This is a genomic window from Actinomadura sp. NEAU-AAG7 (genome assembly GCF_018603865.1).
GTDB classification, from domain to species: Bacteria; Actinomycetota; Actinomycetes; order Streptosporangiales; family Streptosporangiaceae; genus Spirillospora; species Spirillospora litoris.
This window is the reverse complement of record NZ_JAHFZY010000001.1, coordinates 1,258,809-1,275,239: the sequence shown is the minus strand read 5'-3', so window position 1 is coordinate 1,275,239 and position 16,431 is coordinate 1,258,809. Positions and strand designations below refer to the sequence as shown.

The following is a 16,431-nucleotide window of genomic DNA, read 5'->3' as shown; positions in this document are numbered from 1 at the left end:
CCCAGGCCCCGCTCCGCCCCAGGAATCCCGCTCCATGGCGTCCCACCTCACGTCCCACGCCCGAGCCTCCGGGCTCCATGCCTCACCCACACCCCAGGACCCTGCCCCAGGCATCCCGCTCCGAGGCGTCACACCTCGCGCCTCAGACCCACGCCCGAGCCTCCGGACTCCACGTCCCACCCACGCCCCAAGCCCTCGCCTCACACCTCACGCTCCAGGCATCACGCCTGAGCCTCCAGGCTCCCCCCATCCCAGAAGCCCGCTTTCGCCTCACGCTCCGGGCCCCCACCCACACCTCAGGACCCGCTTCGCCCCAGGTATCCCGCTCCGAGGCGTCATACCTCGCGCCTCAGGCTCCACGTCCCCCACTCACACCCGGGCTCCCGCCTCGGGCTCCGGGCTCAGGGCCGTGGGCAGGGCTCCCCGGGGGCCTGGGTGAGGGGCCCTGGGTGGGGTTCAGTGGGAAGTGGGGGGTCGTTACCTGGATCAAGGGGGAGGCTTGGATCTCGCGGAGGAAGGGGTCGTTGTCGTCCTGCCACTGCGCGAGTGTGCGGACCACGGGGTGCACGGGCAGGCCGAGCCGGGCGGACGCCTGCTGGGCCGCGTCGAATGCCGCCTCCGGGCCGATGTCGCCGATCACCAGCACCTCGACGTCGCCCGGCGGGTCGCCCTGGGCGTCCTCGTAGCGCTTGGCCCAGGGGCCGAACAGGTGGAGCTCCCGGACGGCGGGCAGCCGCCCGAACACGTCCGCCACGACGGTCGCCGGGCCGAAGGTCAGCATGATCAGCTGGGCGAGCGGCTCGTACAGCGGGCTGCTCGTGTCGCGGACCACCACGCGGCCCGCGAGGGTGCGCCGCAGGGCCACGACGCCCGCGTCCGCGAGCGACTCGACTTCGCGCATCACGGATCCGAGGTCGCTGCGGAGCATCACCGCGAGATCGAGCATGGTGATCTCGCGCTCGGGCCCGAGCAGGACGCGGGCGAGCAGTTCGCCCTGGAATCGGGAGCGGAAGATCGGCGGTTGGGGCGGGGCGGGCGACCGGGCGTTCCGCAGGAACGCGTCCGGGACACGTCCCTGCCGTCGCCGGAATTCCGCCGCCGAACCAACCGGATTCGATCGCATGTTCGAATATTAGGACTCCCCTCCGACATTCCTCCGCTTCATATGGGGCCTTCTGGGTCGAGTTCGCTGGGTTCTTGCTTCGAGGTCGCCACCACCTCCGGGCTGGTCGGGCGGCCTAGTGAATCGGGGGCTGCCGACGCGCCCCAGAGGGAAGGGCGCTGCCGGCTGTGGGGCGTTGAGGCGGGGCGGGCGGTGGGGTGTCTGGCGGGGCTCAGGAGCGTTCAGGGGTGCGTTCTCCTCTCGACGGTTCGCACGCCCCGGGCAGGGGGTTGAGGCGCTCTGGAGTCGTCTGACGTCCAGGATCGCGGACGGGCGGCGGGGCGGGAAGGCGAACGTGGTTCTGGGGATAACGCGGCGAAGGGCCCGCGCCGCGGGAAGCGGAGCGGGCCCTTCGTGGTCCGGGGGCGGTCAGTCCTTGTTGAAGTTGACCGCGCCCTCGATCGGGGGCGGGCTGTCGGGGACCGTGGACGGCTTCGGAACACCCTTGAAGGTGAACTTGGCCTCCTCGCCGGTGCCCTCGACGCCGACGATGACGATCTGCCCGGCCTTGAGATCGTTGTAGAGGATCTTCTCGGACAGGTTGTCCTCGATCTCGCGCTGGATCGTGCGGCGCAGCGGACGGGCGCCGAGCACGGGGTCGTAGCCCCGCTCGGCCAGCAGGTCCTTGGCCTCCTGGCGCAGCTCGATGCCCATGTCGCGGTCGCGGAGCCGCTCGTCCACCCGGGCGATCATCAGGTCGACGATCTGGATGATCTCCTTCGGCGTCAGCTGGTGGAAGACCACCGTGTCGTCGACGCGGTTGAGGAACTCGGGACGGAAGTGCTGCTTGAGCTCCTCGCCGACCTTGGCCTTCATCCGCTCGTAGGAGCCCTGCTCGTCGTTCGCGCGGGCGAAGCCCATCGAGACGCCCTTGGAGATGTCCTTGGACCCCAGGTTCGTCGTCATGATGATGACGGTGTTCTTGAAGTCCACGACGCGGCCCTGGGCGTCGGTGAGGCGGCCGTCCTCCAGGATCTGCAGGAGCGAGTTGAAGATGTCCTGGTGGGCCTTCTCGATCTCGTCGAACAGGACGACCGAGAACGGCTTGCGGCGGACCTTCTCGGTGAGCTGGCCGCCCTCCTCGTAGCCGACGTAGCCGGGCGGGGAGCCGAACAGCCGCGAGACCGTGTGCTTCTCCATGAACTCGGACATGTCGAGCTGGATCAGCGCGTCCTCGTCGCCGAACAGGAACTCCGCGAGCGTCTTGGACAGCTCGGTCTTACCGACGCCGGACGGGCCGGCGAAGATGAACGAGCCGCCGGGGCGCTTGGGGTCCTTCAGGCCGGCGCGGGTGCGGCGGATGGACTGGGAGAGCGCCTTGATGGCGTCCTCCTGGCCGATGACCCGCTTGTGGAGCTCGTCCTCCATGCGCAGCAGGCGGGTCTGCTCCTCCTCGGTCAGCTTGAAGACCGGGATGCCGGTGGCGGTGGCGAGGACCTCGGCGATCAGCTCGTCGGTGACCTCGGCGACGACGTCCATGTCGCCGGCCTTCCACTCCTTCTCCCGCTGGGCCTTCTGGCCGAGGAGCTGCTTCTCGGAGTCGCGGAGCGCGGCGGCCTTCTCGAAGTCCTGCGCGTCGATCGCGCTCTCCTTCTCGCGCCGGACGTCGGCGATCTTCTCGTCGTACTCGCGCAGGTCCGGCGGCGCGGTCATGCGGCGGATGCGCATCCGGGAGCCGGCCTCGTCGATGAGGTCGATCGCCTTGTCGGGCAGGAACCGGTCGCTGATGTAGCGGTCGGCGAGCTGGGCGGCCGCGACCAGCGCGCTGTCGGTGATCGACACGCGGTGGTGCGCCTCGTAGCGGTCCCGCAGGCCCTTGAGGATCTCGATCGTGTGCGACAGCGACGGCTCGGCGACCTGGATCGGCTGGAAGCGGCGCTCCAGCGCGGCGTCCTTCTCCAGGTGCTTGCGGTACTCGTCCAGCGTGGTGGCGCCGATGGTCTGCAGCTCGCCGCGCGCCAGCATGGGCTTGAGGATGGACGCGGCGTCGATGGCGCCCTCGGCGGCGCCCGCGCCGACGAGCGTGTGCAGCTCGTCGATGAACAGGATGATGTCGCCGCGGGTGCGGATCTCCTTGAGGACCTTCTTCAGGCGCTCCTCGAAGTCACCGCGGTACCGGGAGCCGGCGACCAGCGCGCCGAGGTCGAGGGTGTAGAGCTGCTTGTCCTTGAGCGTCTCGGGGACCTCGCCCTTGACGATCTTCTGCGCGAGGCCCTCGACGACGGCGGTCTTGCCGACGCCGGGCTCGCCCACCAGGACGGGGTTGTTCTTGGTGCGGCGGGACAGCACCTGCATGACCCGCTCGATCTCCTTGTCCCGGCCGATGACCGGGTCGAGCTTGCCCTCCCGCGCGGCCTGCGTCAGGTTGCGGCCGAACTGGTCGAGCACAAGGGAGGTGGAGGGCGCGGACTCCGAAGGACCGCCGGAGGCGGCCGGCTCCTTGCCCTGGTAGCCGTGCAGCAACTGGATGACCTGCTGGCGCACCCGGTTGAGGTCGGCGCCGAGCTTCACAAGGACCTGGGCGGCGACGCCCTCGCCCTCACGGATCAATCCCAGCAGGATGTGCTCGGTGCCGATGTAGTTGTGGCCGAGCTGCAGCGCCTCGCGCAGGGACAGCTCAAGGACCTTCTTGGCGCGCGGAGTGAACGGGATGTGGCCCGACGGCGCCTGCTGGCCCTGACCGATGATCTCCTCGACCTGCTGGCGCACCGCCTCAAGGCTGATCCCCAGGCTCTCCAATGCCTTGGCAGCGACACCCTCGCCCTCGTGGATCAGACCAAGGAGGATGTGCTCGGTGCCGATGTAGTTGTGGTTGAGCATCCTGGCCTCTTCCTGAGCCAGGACGACAACCCGCCGCGCGCGGTCGGTGAACCTCTCGAACATCTCGTCGCTCCTCACAGAGCGGTTGGGCAGAGTCCGGAACGTCCGGAACTGTCCTTCCGCATGCTAGCCCGCCCCGAGGAGGCCGCCCGGTGCACTCCCACCAGGAGACGTTCCCCAGCTAAGCGCTGTTCAGTCTCATCCAACTACCGTATCGGTGCGTCATGTTCCCGCTACGCCCCAAGCGAACGAGGGGTTTCCGCAGGTCGGCCACGGCACGTCCGAGGGTCGCCGAATGGGGCGTCTCGCCCCGCGCGCCCCGGTCTACCTCACCCCCGGTCGCGACAAACCCGCCGGGCGCTACGCCACAAGCGAACGGCCCGCCGCGCCCCCGCGGGCGCTTCCGCCCCATCGCGCCGACAAATCGGTGCGTTTGTATGAGTAACGCCCCGGCCTGGCCACAGCATCCCCGCGCGCGAGCGGCGATCGCCGAAGAACGCCGGAAGGCCGCGCGGTTCCGGCGAACAGCGCACGAACAAACAACACCGCCCTGCTCGGACGGCGCACAGCGGACGCACCTCTTGGGAGGCGGCGCGGCGCTCATGACAAACAACGCACCCGTGCGAGTCCTCGGATCCGCCCGACGATCAACGGCACGCGGCGCCGCCTGAGCGGGCCCGGACAAACGGCATGCCCCGCCTCCCAGGAACAGATCACCGGCGGCCCGCCCGCAAGGACCGGCGGCGGGCGGGCGCAAGAAGCCGCGCACAAGTAGCGGCGCCATGTGGGCGGCCCGCGACAAACACCGGGCCCTCGCGAGAAGCGGCTTCGTCCGACGACCGATGACCGATGACGGGTCGGCCCTGCCCCATGACGGCGGCCTCATGACAAGGCCCTCATGACAAGGCCCTCATGACAAGGCTCCTCCGCGCCACAAGCTAACGGCCCGTCCCACGAAGGGAGACGGGCCGTTGGCGGACGAGCGGATCAGTTGGCCGCCTCGTACTGTTCGATCACCGTGGCCGGGATCCTGCCGCGCTCATTGACCTTGATGCCATTGTTCTTGGCCCAGGCGCGGATCTCGGCGCTGCGCTCTCGGCTGGACGCGCCGCGCTGGCGGCGCCGGCGGGTACCCGTGCCCGCCTTACGCGACTTCTCCACGAACGGGTGCAGGGAATCCCGCAGCTTCTTCGCGTTGGAGCCACTCAAGTCGATCTCGTAGGAGGCGCCGTCGATCGAGAACGCTACGGTCTCGTCCGCCTCGCCACCGTCGAGGTCGTCGACGAGAAGCACCTGAACCTTCTGTGCCATGGGGACAGACCTTTCGGCTGGAGCAAACTTGCATTCGGTTGACAAAGATATACCGAGAACTCCGCCGATGACAATTCAACACCCGTGATGAAGCCGTCCACCCGGAGTGACATCGCGTAAGCGTTGACCGTCGAATCCGCCATGACCACCCGGGACGGCGGGCACGGCGGCTCCGCGCCGCGGCAATTGTCCGGGTGGACGTGCCCGCGGCGGGGATTTCGGCGTGACCGGCGTCACCGTCCACCCGTCCTGACCTGGGCCGCCGATCGCGGATTGGACAGGGTTTCGGGGCGTCCAGGCTTTCCAGGCCCGCGCCGTCCGACGAAAAAGAGCCCGCTGGGACCTTAACAGGCCGGGGGCCTCCGCCCCGCCCGAACCTTTAGACCGGCGTAACGGACTTACCGCACCGCAGGGGAATGGGCGGCGCGCCCGAGGCCCTGCCCGGCGGGAGGGGTTCCGCGCCGCTCACCGGCGGATGTCGCTGGATAACGGCGAGTGCGCCGCCGACGAAATCTTCTTGCCATGTCTCCGTGACGGGAAGTCACGATCCGCTATCCCCGCGCGACGTCGAGCGGACAGTCGATCCCGATTTCAGCGGATTAGCGGCACAATCCCACCTCCTGCCCTGCTTCATCAACCCCGTCTCGGAACCTGGACCAGACCAGACCAGTCCACCCCGCGCGGGCTCCCGCCGCGCGGGCCGAAAGGCCCGTTCCAACCGAGACGTCGTCCCATCCACCGTTAGTCCTTCGCCCTATGAAGCCTGGCCGTCACCGGCGCGCGAAGCACCCCACAAAGCGGAGGGGGCGTCCGGGACAGGACACATCCGCCCCGATTCGGGGCCGTAACCGGAACGAGTGTCACATTCCCCCCGAGTGCACCGATTCCCGCCCACCTGGCGGCCGCCTTAGAGCCCACCCCAGGCCCGCTTGTGGACCGGGGGTGAACGTTCGCGGCGGCGAACCGAAAGCCACGCCTGGACGCTCCCTAACGTCCACCTGCCGACGCGCTAGTGGATCTGTGAACGGACCTCGTCCGACCCAAGCGCCGTAGGCCCTGCGCTGCTATCACGAGCTCCTAACCGCGGCCCTAAAGTGAACGCGGCCTCCTACTGCGCTCGGTATACAGAACGCGCATACGGTTCTATCGGGAGCACCACGTTGAACTGACCACCGGAACGGTCCTTTGAGACCTGGCGGACACCCCTGCCACCGGCCGCCGCCGAGCGTCGTCCGGAGAAACACGGCTCCCGGCGATGGCGCCCGGAAAGCCGCCGGCGCGGGCCGAGGAGGCTCCTGAGAACCGATGGAGGCTTCCGGGCACCTCGCCTGACACCCAGAGCCTTACGGACGCCTACACGGCCGTCAGCAACGACCTGACAGCCCGCGGCGCGATGACGGGAACCGCCCGGCCGAAAGGGCGCCCGCGCCCAGAAGGCCGCCTACTCGGGCGGCGACGAGCGGGGGCGTTTGCGGACCTGGGTGTTCAGGAGCCGGTCGTGGCCCGCCTGGCGGCCGGCGCCCTCATAGAGCAGCCCCGCGTTCACGACCCAGAAGACCCCGGCGAGCAGGCCCAGCACGGGGACGGGCCGGACGGCGACGGGCAGCGCGTAGACCGCCGCGCGGGCGATCGACCGCAGGATCCCCAGCCGGGCGCGCCGGGGCCCGGTCGCGGTGACGACCTCGATACCGGCGAAGCGCTTGCCCAGCGTCCGGCCCCAGACGGCCAGCTGGACCGCGTCGTAGACGAGCAGGCAGCCCGCGACGGCCGGCGGCGCCACGACGTCCACCCGGCTCCCGGACACCAGCTCGCGGACGACCACGATCACGGGCAGGCCGACGATGAGCGTGTCGACGATGCGGGCCAGCAGCCGCTGCCCCGGCTCGGCGAGCCCGTCCGGCCCGGCGGCGGCCTCGGCCACGGCCTCGCCGGAAGGCTCGGCGTCGGGCTCGGGGTCGGCGTCGGGGCGGGCGGGTTCGGCGGGGTCGGTGAGCGGCTCGTCCGGGTGCTGCGATGCCGTCATCGAGAAACTACTCCGCGTAGTCGTAGTCGTCCACTCGCTCGTCGATGACGATCGTCCCCGCGAAACGGTCGTGCAGGGCCTGGTGCAGGGGCTGGTCCCAGATCGCCCACAGGTGCGCCATCAGCGCGCCCGCCCAGACGAGCAACATGCCGTAGGCAGCGTAGTTCCAGACCATCACCGCGAGCACGAGAAAGAAGAACACGCCCAACTGGTAGGCGACATGGGTGATGGCGGCGCGCCACACCGCCTGGGTGGTCGTGATGGCGTTTCCAGCGGGACGCACCTGGACGACGCCCAGCCCGAGCACGCGCTTGCCCAGCGTCCTCCCCCACACGGACAACTGGACGGCCTCATAGATGAACGGCAGAACCGACAGAACGCAGAACAGGGTGAAGATGATGGGCCAGTTCCAGATGCCGCCGTCGTCCTCCGCCTTGCTGCCGGGCTTGCCCAGGCCGAACGCGCCCACCGTGATCGGGAGGACGAGCGCGAAACCGAAGACCGCGACGAGCGCGTTGTCGAGGACGCGCGCGCCGGCGCGCCGGTGGATGGGCGCGAGGGGCAGATCGGCGGCGCTCCCGTCATAGGCGCCGCCCCCCGGGTACTGGTCGTAGGCCGACTCATAGGACGGCTCATAAGACCGCGGCTGCTCATAGGACGGCGCCTCATGGGACGGCTGCCATTGTTGCTGCGGCGGCGGTGACTGCGGCCGCTGAGGCTGCTGCTGAGGCTGCTGCTGCCACTGCGGCGGGCCCTGGTAGGGGGGCGGGGGGCCGTACGAGCCCTGCCCCTGCTGCGGGTGGTAAGGCCGCCCGCGGTCGGGGTTCTCACTCATTGCGGTCAGTCCTCCAGGCGAAGCAGCATCCGGGTGTTGCCCAACGTATTGGGCTTGACCCGGTCGAGGTCGAGGAACTCTGCCACGCCCTCGTCGTAAGAGCGGAGAAGTTCCTCATACACCTCCGGCGCCACCGGGGTCCCGAGTATCTGCTCGAAGCCGTGGCGGACGAAGAACTCCACTTCAAAGGTAAGGCAGAACACCCTCCGCACGCCGAGTTCCCGGGCCGTTTCCAGGAGCCGGTCGACGATCCGGTGCCCGATGCCCCTGCCGGTCAGCCCCTTGTCCACCGCGACGGAGCGGACTTCGGCCAGGTCCTCCCACATCACGTGCAGCGCGCCGCAGCCGAGGACGCGCCCGTCGGCGTCCTGCGCGACCCAGAACTCCTGTACGTCCTCGTACAGCTTCACCGTGGACTTCTTGAGCAGGCGTCGCCCCGTTCCCGCGTACAGGCCGACCAGTCTGCGGATCTCCTGAACATCGGCGGTGCGGGCACGCCTGATCTCGACTTCCACAAACAGGCGAGATTATCGAACACCGGACAGCGGGTCGGACACCGGGCTCCCGCGTCCGCGCCGATGGGGCGGTGAGCCGCCCGCCCGCCCGCCGGGCCTTCATAACTAGCCAACAAGAACTAGTCCGCCTACGGAAAGTGAGCCAAAGCGCACTATCCGCACCGCGATCGGGTGCGGAACTGTCATGGCGACCAGCGAATTCGCATGTTCTGGTTGGCATCCAATGCCGGGTCCGTTAGTGTCCTGCGCTGACGTCGGCCAACCGCATGGCGGAGGCCGAACCGCCGAGTCCCCGGGTCGCAACCAGTGTCCCGAGGAGCCGGGGACCCCACTCCCGGCCGCCCGGGACAGCGTCCAGGGAAGCGGCCGGCAGGGGTGAATCCGTATTCGCGCGCGGACCGATCCGCGCGTGCCTGCGGACGGGCTGCTCCGGCCCGAACCCGTCAGCTAACTCGGTAGGCGGACGAGGAGAGGAGAATCGGTGGAGCCGTCCCGGCCCGCACCCGTTTCACGCTCTGCACGCCCACGGAAGGCAAGCCCGGCGAATGGGCACCCGGCCCGTTTCCGGGGACGCGCGATCGCCGTCGCCGGCGCGCTCGCCGTCGTCTCCGTCGCCCCCCATGCCCTGGCCCCGCACACCGTCGCGGCCGCCCACGCCGACCCGAAGCCCACGACCAAGGAGCTCAGGGCCCAGGCGCTCAAACTCGCCGACCAGCTTGAGCAGATGACCGAGCAGTACAACGGGCTCAAGGTCAAGCTCCAGCAGGCGCAGCGGGCCGCGAAGGTCGCCACCGACAACGCCAAGCGCCAGGAAGAGTCGCTCAAGGGAATCCGCGACAAGGTCGGCGCGCTGGCCGCCACCAGCTACATGCAGGGCGGCTCGGACCCCACGGTGTCCTTCGTCGCCTCCCAGGACCCGCAGGCCGTCCTCGACCAGGCCGCCACGCTCAACTACTTCGCCACCCAGGACAGCACGAGGGTCCTGGGGCTCATGCAGGCCATGCAGGGCGCCCAGCGCGCCCGCAAGTCGGCCGAGGCGCGCGCCCAGCAGGTGGCGCAGCTGCGGAGCCAGCTCGACTCCCAGCGCAAGAAGGTCTCGCAGAGCTATGAGAAGATCCGCGGCAAGCTGGTCAAGGAGGACCCCACCCAGCTCACCAAGCTCCCCACCGTCGGCACGGGCAAGGCCGCGCAGGCGCTGCGGATCGCGATGACCAAGATGGGGCGTCCGTACGTGTGGGGCGCCTCCGGGCCGACCACGTTCGACTGCTCCGGTCTGACGATGTGGGCCTACAAGCAGGTCGGCATCAACCTGCCGCACTACACCGGCAGCCAGTGGAACGCCGGCACGCACGTCTCCGAGAGCGAGCTGCAGCCGGGCGACCTGGTGTTCTTCTACTCCGACCTGCACCACGTCGGGATGTACATCGGGGGCGGCAAGATGCTGCACGCCCCGCACACCGGCGACGTCGTGAAGATCGCCCCGATGGGGGGTCGTCCCTTCGCGGGCGGGGTCCGGGTCGCCTGAGCCGAACCCAGCCCAGTCCGGCCCAGTCGACAGCCGGGAGCCCGCCGACCCGCAAGCCGAGGTGACATGGCATCCGCCGGACGGACCGGGGATGGCACTCGCCTCTCGACCGGAGGTGGCGCACGATGTCCCGCGGACGGCGGTGGCGGGCGCGGTCAGGGCCCGTGCCGCCGCGGCGGTGACAGGACGAACGGTCTTGCGACGAGCGTTCTTGCGACGAGCGGTGGTGCGACGAGCGGTGGTGCGACGAGCGGTGGTGCGATGCGACGAACAACGTCCGCGGCGACGCCTGCTGCAGGGACCTACCTGTCAGGCCGTCGGCGCCGCCGCTGCGGGGTCGGACGGAGTTCGCGAAAGTTGGCCGCCTGTTCTCTCCTTGGTGACGCCCGCCGTCCCCTGACGGGCGTCGTCTGTGCACTCCGCTAGATGAGCTGCCTCCGGGCCGCCCACACAACGGCCTCGATAGGGGTGTTGACCTCCAGCCGGTCGCAGATGGTCCGCAGCCGCCGGCGTAGGGTCCGTGCGCTCAGTTCCAGCTTGCGTGCCGCCACATCGGCGGTGACACCGCTGGCGATCTGGGCGAGCAGCCGAATCTCCTCATCGCTCAGCCGCAGATCGTCGATGCCACGTCGCAGCAGTGTGGCCTGTTCCACTCCGTCCTCCCTCGTCCGTGGTTGATGACCGCGGGGATGCAGCCGTCCGCTGCACAGGCACGGGTTGGCCTCGATCTGTACGCGTTGGGTTGCCGGGTCCGGAGCCTTCCGGACTTAGATCATCGGGTTCCTTTGCTGTCTCGCGCGCTTGGCCGGAGGTGGCCGATGGGCCGATTGCTGGGTCGAGCGGGGGAACTCCGGGTGACGATTCACTCGTTGGCCTACCGGACGACGACACGCTCCCAGGTCCGGGCCGGCCCACGACGGCGTGGGGAGGCCCCTTCGGAACGGGGTATGTCTCGCCGGGGACGGGTCACGATCGCCAGCCATCGAAACCGTCCCTTCCGGTTGGACTCACGAAATCTCCGCGCGGACGAAGATCGTGAATCGTTTCAAGCTACGCTCGTGCCGGAACGCTAGGCGGCCGGATCCGGCCCGTCAAGCGCTGGTTAAATGCAATCTGTGCTCGTATGGTTGCCTTGCGTGACCGACTGTCCGGGGGCTAGATATGGAAAACTCCACTACCTGCGAAAACAGATCCGGGGCGGACGAGGAGCGAGTTGCCACAGACCAGTATTCGTGAGGTCGCGAGGCGAGCCGGGGTCTCAGTTGGGACCGTTTCGAATGTCCTAAACCGGCCAGACCTCGTGGCCGAAGCTACCCGTGACCGCGTCCGAGCGGCGATCGAGGAGCTCGGATTCGTCCGGAACGAGTCCGCCAGACGGCTCCGCCAACGCCCCGACCGCACCGCCGGAGAGTTCGGCGACGAGCGCCGGCGGGCCTTCGGCGTCGTCGTCGAGGACCTCACCAACCCCTACGCGACCGATGTCGTCCGCGGCGCCGAGCAAGCGCTCAACGCCTCGGGGCACGACGCCCTCTGGCTGTCGAGCGACCACTCCTCGGCCAAGGAGCGGCGCTCGCTCGAACTGCTGGAGGACCAGCGCGCCGCCGGAGTGATGATCATCCCGGTGGGGCTGGAGTCCGGCGACATCGCCCGGCTGCGCGCGGCGGGCCTCAGCGTCGTGCTGATCGACCGCGACGGGCCCGACGCGTGCTCGGCCCAGGTCGACCATGTCGCGGGCGGCGAGATCGCCGCCGCGCACCTGCTCGGCATCGGCTGCGAGCGGGTGGCGTTCGTGACCGGCGCGCCCGAGCCGCGCCCCTGTGTGGAGCGCCGGGACGGCGCCGCCCGGACCCTCGTCGAGGCGGGTTTCGGTAAGCCCAAGACCCTTGTTCAGGACGCGTTGAGCCCGGCCGAGGGACAGGTCGCCGCGCAGCGGATCATGGGGATGTCGCCGCCGCCGGACGGCGTGTTCTGCGCGAACGACCTGCTGGCCATCGGCGTGATCAACGAGCTGACCCGGCTCGGCGTCAGCGTCCCGGAGGACATCGCGGTCATCGGCTACGACGACATCGAGTTGGCCGCGAGCGCCGCGGTGCCGCTGACGACCGTGCGGCAGCCGAGGCGCGAGCTGGGCGAGGAGGCCGCCGAACTCGCGATGGCCGAGATCAGGGAGGGTAAGGCCCACCAGCACCGGCAGGTGGTGCTCACCCCCGAACTGGTCGTGCGCGAGTCGGCCTGACCCTGTTCGGGCGCTGTTGCGCGCCCGATTCGTGGGCCAATAACCGAATTGGCCAAATGGGTTGGCTCGGATGGACCAGGTTGTCCACAGGGCGTTGTCTCTGTTGACAGGATTTCGCCGATCGTGGTGACTTGGGCCATGGAGGAAGCGACGGAGCAGGCGGTCGAGGCCGCGGCGATCCTGGGGTTCGACCCGTCCGATCCGGCCTTCCGCGCCGACCCGTACCCGCACTACCGGGCGCTGGCGGCCGGCGGACGGCTCCAGCGGACCGACATCGGCCTGTGGGTCGCCACGTCCTACGAGCTGTGCGATCGGGTCCTCCGCGATCCGCGGTTCGGGCACCAGCCGAAGAACGGCGGCCTGTGGCGCGACATCGCCGAACGGCACCGCTCCTTCCTCACCCTCGACCCGCCCGACCACACGCGGCTGCGCGGGCTCGTGAGCAAGGCGTTCACCCCGCGCCTCGTCGAGCGGCTGCGGCCGCGGATCGAGGCGCTCGTCGACGAGCTGCTGGACGCCGCGTCCGGCGAGACCGACCTGGTCTCCGCGCTCGCCTACCCGCTGCCGGTCATCGTGATCAGCGAGATGCTCGGCGTCCCGGCGTGCGACCGCGCGCTGTTCAAGGGCTGGTCGACCTGCCTGGCCCGCGGCCTCGACCCCGACTTCCTGCTGCCGGGCGAGGAGATCAGGCGCCGCGACGACGCGCGCGAGGAGTTCGGGGCCTACTTCCGCGAGCTGGCGGCGTGCCGCCGCGCGCGCCCGCGCGACGACCTGCTCAGCGCGCTCGTGCGCGTGTCGGACGGCGGCGACGTCCTGTCGGAGGACGAGCTGGTCGCCACCTGCGTGCTGCTGCTCGTCGCGGGCCACGAGACGACCGTCAACCTCATCGGCAACGGCGCGCTGGCGCTGCTGCGCTCCCCCGAGCAGCTCGCCGCGTTCCGGGCGCGGCCGTGCGACGCCCCGGCGGCCGTGGAGGAGGTCCTGCGCTACGACCCACCCGTCCAGCTCACGATGCGCGCCGCCCTCGACGACGTCGAGCTGGACGGCTCGCTCATCGAACGCGGACGGCTCGTCCTCCTGCTGACCGGCGCCGCCAACCGCGACCCGGCCGCCTTCCGCGACCCGGACCGCCTCGACCTGCGCCGCTACGCCGCCCCCCGCGCGCGGGGCCGCGAGGCCCCGCACCACCTCACGTTCGGCCACGGGATCCACTTCTGCCTGGGCGCGCCCCTGGCCCGCCTTGAGGGCCAGATCGCGCTCCGCAAACTCTTCGAGCGCGACGTGGCCCTCACCGGCGCGCCCCTCGCCTACCGCGAGAACCTCGTCCTGCGCGGCCTACGCGCCCTTCCCGTGACCCTCTGACGCCCGCCCGGCAAAGGGCCCGCCGTCGAGCGTCACGGCGCGGACAGGCGCCCCTCAGAGCCCCTCCGCCCTACGCGGCGAAAGGGCGACGGGGAACGCGCCGGCGCCGCTCAGCCCGAGGGGGCCGCCGGTGCCGCGGCCGGCCGAGCGGTCGTGATCACTCGGGCTTGACCAGGGGAAACAGGATCGTCTCGCGGATGCCCTTGCCGGTGAAGGCCATGATCATGCGGTCGATGCCGACGCCGACGCCGCCGGTGGGGGGCATGGCGTACTCCAGCGCGCGCAGGAAGTCCTCGTCGAGCTGCATGGCCTCGACGTCGCCGCCCGCCGCGAGCAGGGACTGCTCGGTGAGGCGGCGGCGCTGCTCGACGGGGTCGGTCAGCTCGGAGTAGCCGGTGCCGAGTTCGGTGCCGAAGCCGATGAGGTCCCACTTCTCGGTGAGCAGCGGCTCCGCGCGGTGCTGGCGGGCCAGCGGGGACGTCTCGACCGGGTAGTCCATGACGAAGGTGGGCTGCACGAGCGTGTGCTCGACCAGCTCCTCGAACAGCTCCTCGACGAGCTTGCCCTGCCCCCACTTCGGGTCCCACGCGATGCCGCGCGCGTCGGCGAGCCCCCGGACGGTCTCGATCGGCGTGTGCGGCGTGACCTCTTCGCCGACCGCGTCCGACACCAGGGAGTACAGGGTGACGCGGGGCCACGCGGCACCGCCGAGGTCGATCTCGACGCCGTCGCGGACGACCACGGTCGTGCCGAGCGCGGCGACGACCGCCCGCTGGTACATCCGCTGGGTCAGGTCGGCCATGTCGTTGTAGTCGAGGTAGGTGCCGTAGGCCTCCAGCATCGTGAACTCCGGGTTGTGCGTGGAGTCCGCGCCCTCGTTCCGGAAGTTCCGGTTGATCTCGAAGACCTTGTCGATGCCGCCGACGACGAGCCGCTTGAGATACAGCTCGATCGCGATGCGCAGGTAGAGGTCCATGCCGTAGGCGTTGATGTGCGTCTGGAACGGGCGCGCCGCCGCCCCGCCGTGGATCGGCTGGAGCATCGGCGTCTCGACTTCGAGGTAGCCCTCGTCCTGCCAGAAGTCGCGCGCGGCGCGGACGGTGGCGCTGCGGACCCGCGCCATCCTGCGGGCCTCGTCGTTGACGATCAGGTCGACGTAGCGCTGCCGCACCCGGGCCTCGGGGTCGGTGAGGCCGGCGTGCTTGTCCGGAAGCGGTCGCAGGCACTTGGAGGTGATCGCGAAGGACTCGGCCATGACCGACAGCTCGCCGCGGCGGGAGGTGATGACCTCGCCCTCGACGCCGATGTGGTCGCCGAGGTCGACCTCGCGCTTCCAGAAGTCGAGCCGCTCCTGACCGACGTTGGCCAGCGACAGCATGACCTGGATGTCGCCGCCGCCGTCCCGGATGGTGGCGAAGCACAGCTTCCCGGTGTTGCGGACGAGCATGACGCGACCGGTGACGCCGACCTTCTCGCCCGTCTCGGTGCCCGGCTCCAGGTCCGGGTGTTTCTCGCGGATCTCGGCGATGGTCGCCGTGCGCGGGAAGGTCACCGGGTACGGGTCGGTCCCGCTCTCGCGGAGGCGGTCGAGCTTCTCGCGGCGGACGCGCATCTGCTCGGGCAGCTCGGCGCCGGCGTCCCCGCTCGGAGCGGTGTCGTTGGTCTCGTCACTCACGGCTCAAGGCTATCCAGCCCGCTCGGTGCGCCGCGAACCACTTCCCGGACGGCCCCCGGCCCGCGCGCCAGCACGGGGCCGAGGTCGCGGGCGAGGGCGGCGGCCAGCGTCCGGAAGGCGCGGACCTCGGCGGACGGGTCGTCCCGCCGGCTGGTGAGGACGCTGTTGTCCCACGGCGCGTCCACGATCGGGAGGTACCGGACACCGGGCCAGGAGTAGAAGCGGGCGAACGAGGCGAGCCCGGACCCGGTGCCGCGCCCGGCGGCGACGCTGGCGAGGGCCTCGTGCGGGTTGCGGGCCTGGTCGGGGCCGCGGCGGGGCCCGGCGCCGCCGCGCGCGGAGTTGAAGTACAGGTAGTCCCGGAACGCGCGCGGGGTCGTGGGCGGCAGGGTGAGGAACGGCAGGTCGAGGATGTCGGAGAGGCGCGCGGAATCCGCGTCGCCGAGGGGGCTGGACGCGGGGACGATGACGATCCGCGGCTCGGTCGTCAGCACGTCGACCGCCACCCGGTCGTCGTCCACCGCGGGGCGGACGAACGCCACGTCCACCTTGCGCTGGAGGAGCGCCGACACGTGCTCGGTGAAGTCCAGCGGCTCGATGTGGAGCCGTGTCAGCGGCCTGGCCTGCCGGAACGCGCGGATGATCGCCGGTGTCAGCTCGGCGGACCCGTGCCCCATCACGCCGACCCGCAGCACCGGCTCGGCGTCGCCCGAGCCGAGGTCGGCGACGGACCCGGCGGCGGCGGCGACGGCGGCGAGCGCGGCCCTGGCGTGCGGGACGAACCGCTCCCCGGCCTCGGTCAGCCGCAGCGGGGAACGCTCCAGCAGCGGCACGCCCAGCTCGCGTTCGAGCCGCGCGACATGCCCGGTCACGGCGGGCGGCGACAGGAACAGCCGCTCGGCCGCCCGCGCGAACCGTCCCTCCTCGACCACCGCGAGGAACGACGCCAGCTCCCGCAACTCCATAC

At 70.4% G+C, this 16,431-nt stretch carries 12 protein-coding genes and 1 riboswitch; of the genes, 3 read left to right on the top strand and 9 right to left on the bottom strand.

Translation table 11 applies throughout. The annotated features are described in order from the left end of the window. Nucleotides 1-349 precede the first annotated feature (349 nt). The 6 genes from KLI87_RS05825 to KLI87_RS05800 form a co-directional block, all read right to left on the bottom strand. Complete coding sequence (locus KLI87_RS05825; RefSeq protein WP_214616092.1) at nt 350-1,123, bottom strand: hypothetical protein; 774 nt, start codon at nt 1,121-1,123, stop codon at nt 350-352. Between the two features lie 408 nt (nt 1,124-1,531). Further along, on the bottom strand, nt 1,532-4,045 hold the full coding sequence (locus tag KLI87_RS05820) for an ATP-dependent Clp protease ATP-binding subunit (protein ID WP_156214509.1): 2,514 nt from the start codon (nt 4,043-4,045) through the stop codon (nt 1,532-1,534). 924 nt (nt 4,046-4,969) lie between these two features. Next, the gene (locus KLI87_RS05815) at nt 4,970-5,293 is read right to left on the bottom strand and encodes an Lsr2 family protein (RefSeq protein WP_156214510.1); all 324 of its coding nucleotides are present in this window, start codon (nt 5,291-5,293) and stop codon (nt 4,970-4,972) included. Nucleotides 5,294-6,734: 1,441 nt separating this feature from the next. Further along, complete coding sequence (locus KLI87_RS05810) at nt 6,735-7,316, bottom strand: RDD family protein (RefSeq protein ID WP_156214511.1); 582 nt, start codon at nt 7,314-7,316, stop codon at nt 6,735-6,737. Nucleotides 7,317-7,323: 7 nt separating this feature from the next. Further along, on the bottom strand, nt 7,324-8,151 hold the full coding sequence (locus tag KLI87_RS05805) for an RDD family protein (RefSeq protein WP_214616091.1): 828 nt from the start codon (nt 8,149-8,151) through the stop codon (nt 7,324-7,326). A gap of 5 nt (nt 8,152-8,156) precedes the next feature. Next, on the bottom strand, nt 8,157-8,666 hold the full coding sequence (locus tag KLI87_RS05800) for an amino-acid N-acetyltransferase (RefSeq protein ID WP_374225421.1): 510 nt from the start codon (nt 8,664-8,666) through the stop codon (nt 8,157-8,159). A gap of 272 nt (nt 8,667-8,938) precedes the next feature. Then, a riboswitch (cyclic di-AMP (ydaO/yuaA leader) is annotated at nt 8,939-9,144 on the top strand. Between the two features lie 3 nt (nt 9,145-9,147). Between KLI87_RS05800 and KLI87_RS05795 the strand changes: the two genes are divergently transcribed. Then, the gene (locus KLI87_RS05795) at nt 9,148-10,191 is read left to right on the top strand and encodes an NlpC/P60 family protein (RefSeq protein WP_242882205.1); all 1,044 of its coding nucleotides are present in this window, start codon (nt 9,148-9,150) and stop codon (nt 10,189-10,191) included. Nucleotides 10,192-10,613: 422 nt separating this feature from the next. Here the strand turns inward: KLI87_RS05795 and KLI87_RS05790 are convergent, their stop codons facing one another. Next, nucleotides 10,614-10,844, bottom strand: coding sequence for a LuxR C-terminal-related transcriptional regulator (locus KLI87_RS05790; protein ID WP_214616090.1), 231 nt, complete (start codon nt 10,842-10,844; stop codon nt 10,614-10,616). A 560-nt stretch (nt 10,845-11,404) separates the two neighbouring features. On the opposite strand from KLI87_RS05790, the gene KLI87_RS05785 reads away from it, so the two are divergent. Together KLI87_RS05785 and KLI87_RS05780 are read left to right on the top strand one after the other, a co-directional pair. Next, nucleotides 11,405-12,427: a LacI family DNA-binding transcriptional regulator gene (locus KLI87_RS05785; RefSeq protein WP_214616089.1), complete on the top strand. Its 1,023-nt coding sequence runs from the start codon at nt 11,405-11,407 to the stop codon at nt 12,425-12,427. 138 nt (nt 12,428-12,565) lie between these two features. Next, nucleotides 12,566-13,789 (top strand): cytochrome P450, encoded by a 1,224-nt coding sequence (locus tag KLI87_RS05780; RefSeq protein WP_214616088.1) that lies wholly within the window; start codon nt 12,566-12,568, stop codon nt 13,787-13,789. Nucleotides 13,790-13,946: 157 nt separating this feature from the next. Here the strand turns inward: KLI87_RS05780 and lysX are convergent, their stop codons facing one another. After that, nucleotides 13,947-15,464, bottom strand: a complete 1,518-nt coding sequence (gene lysX / locus KLI87_RS05775) for a bifunctional lysylphosphatidylglycerol synthetase/lysine--tRNA ligase LysX (RefSeq protein ID WP_308165867.1) — start codon at nt 15,462-15,464, stop codon at nt 13,947-13,949. Beyond that, on the bottom strand, nt 15,461-16,429 hold the full coding sequence (locus KLI87_RS05770; protein WP_156214517.1) for a LysR family transcriptional regulator: 969 nt from the start codon (nt 16,427-16,429) through the stop codon (nt 15,461-15,463). Before KLI87_RS05770 ends, lysX begins: the two co-directional genes overlap by 4 nt. Nucleotides 16,430-16,431 lie beyond the last annotated feature (2 nt).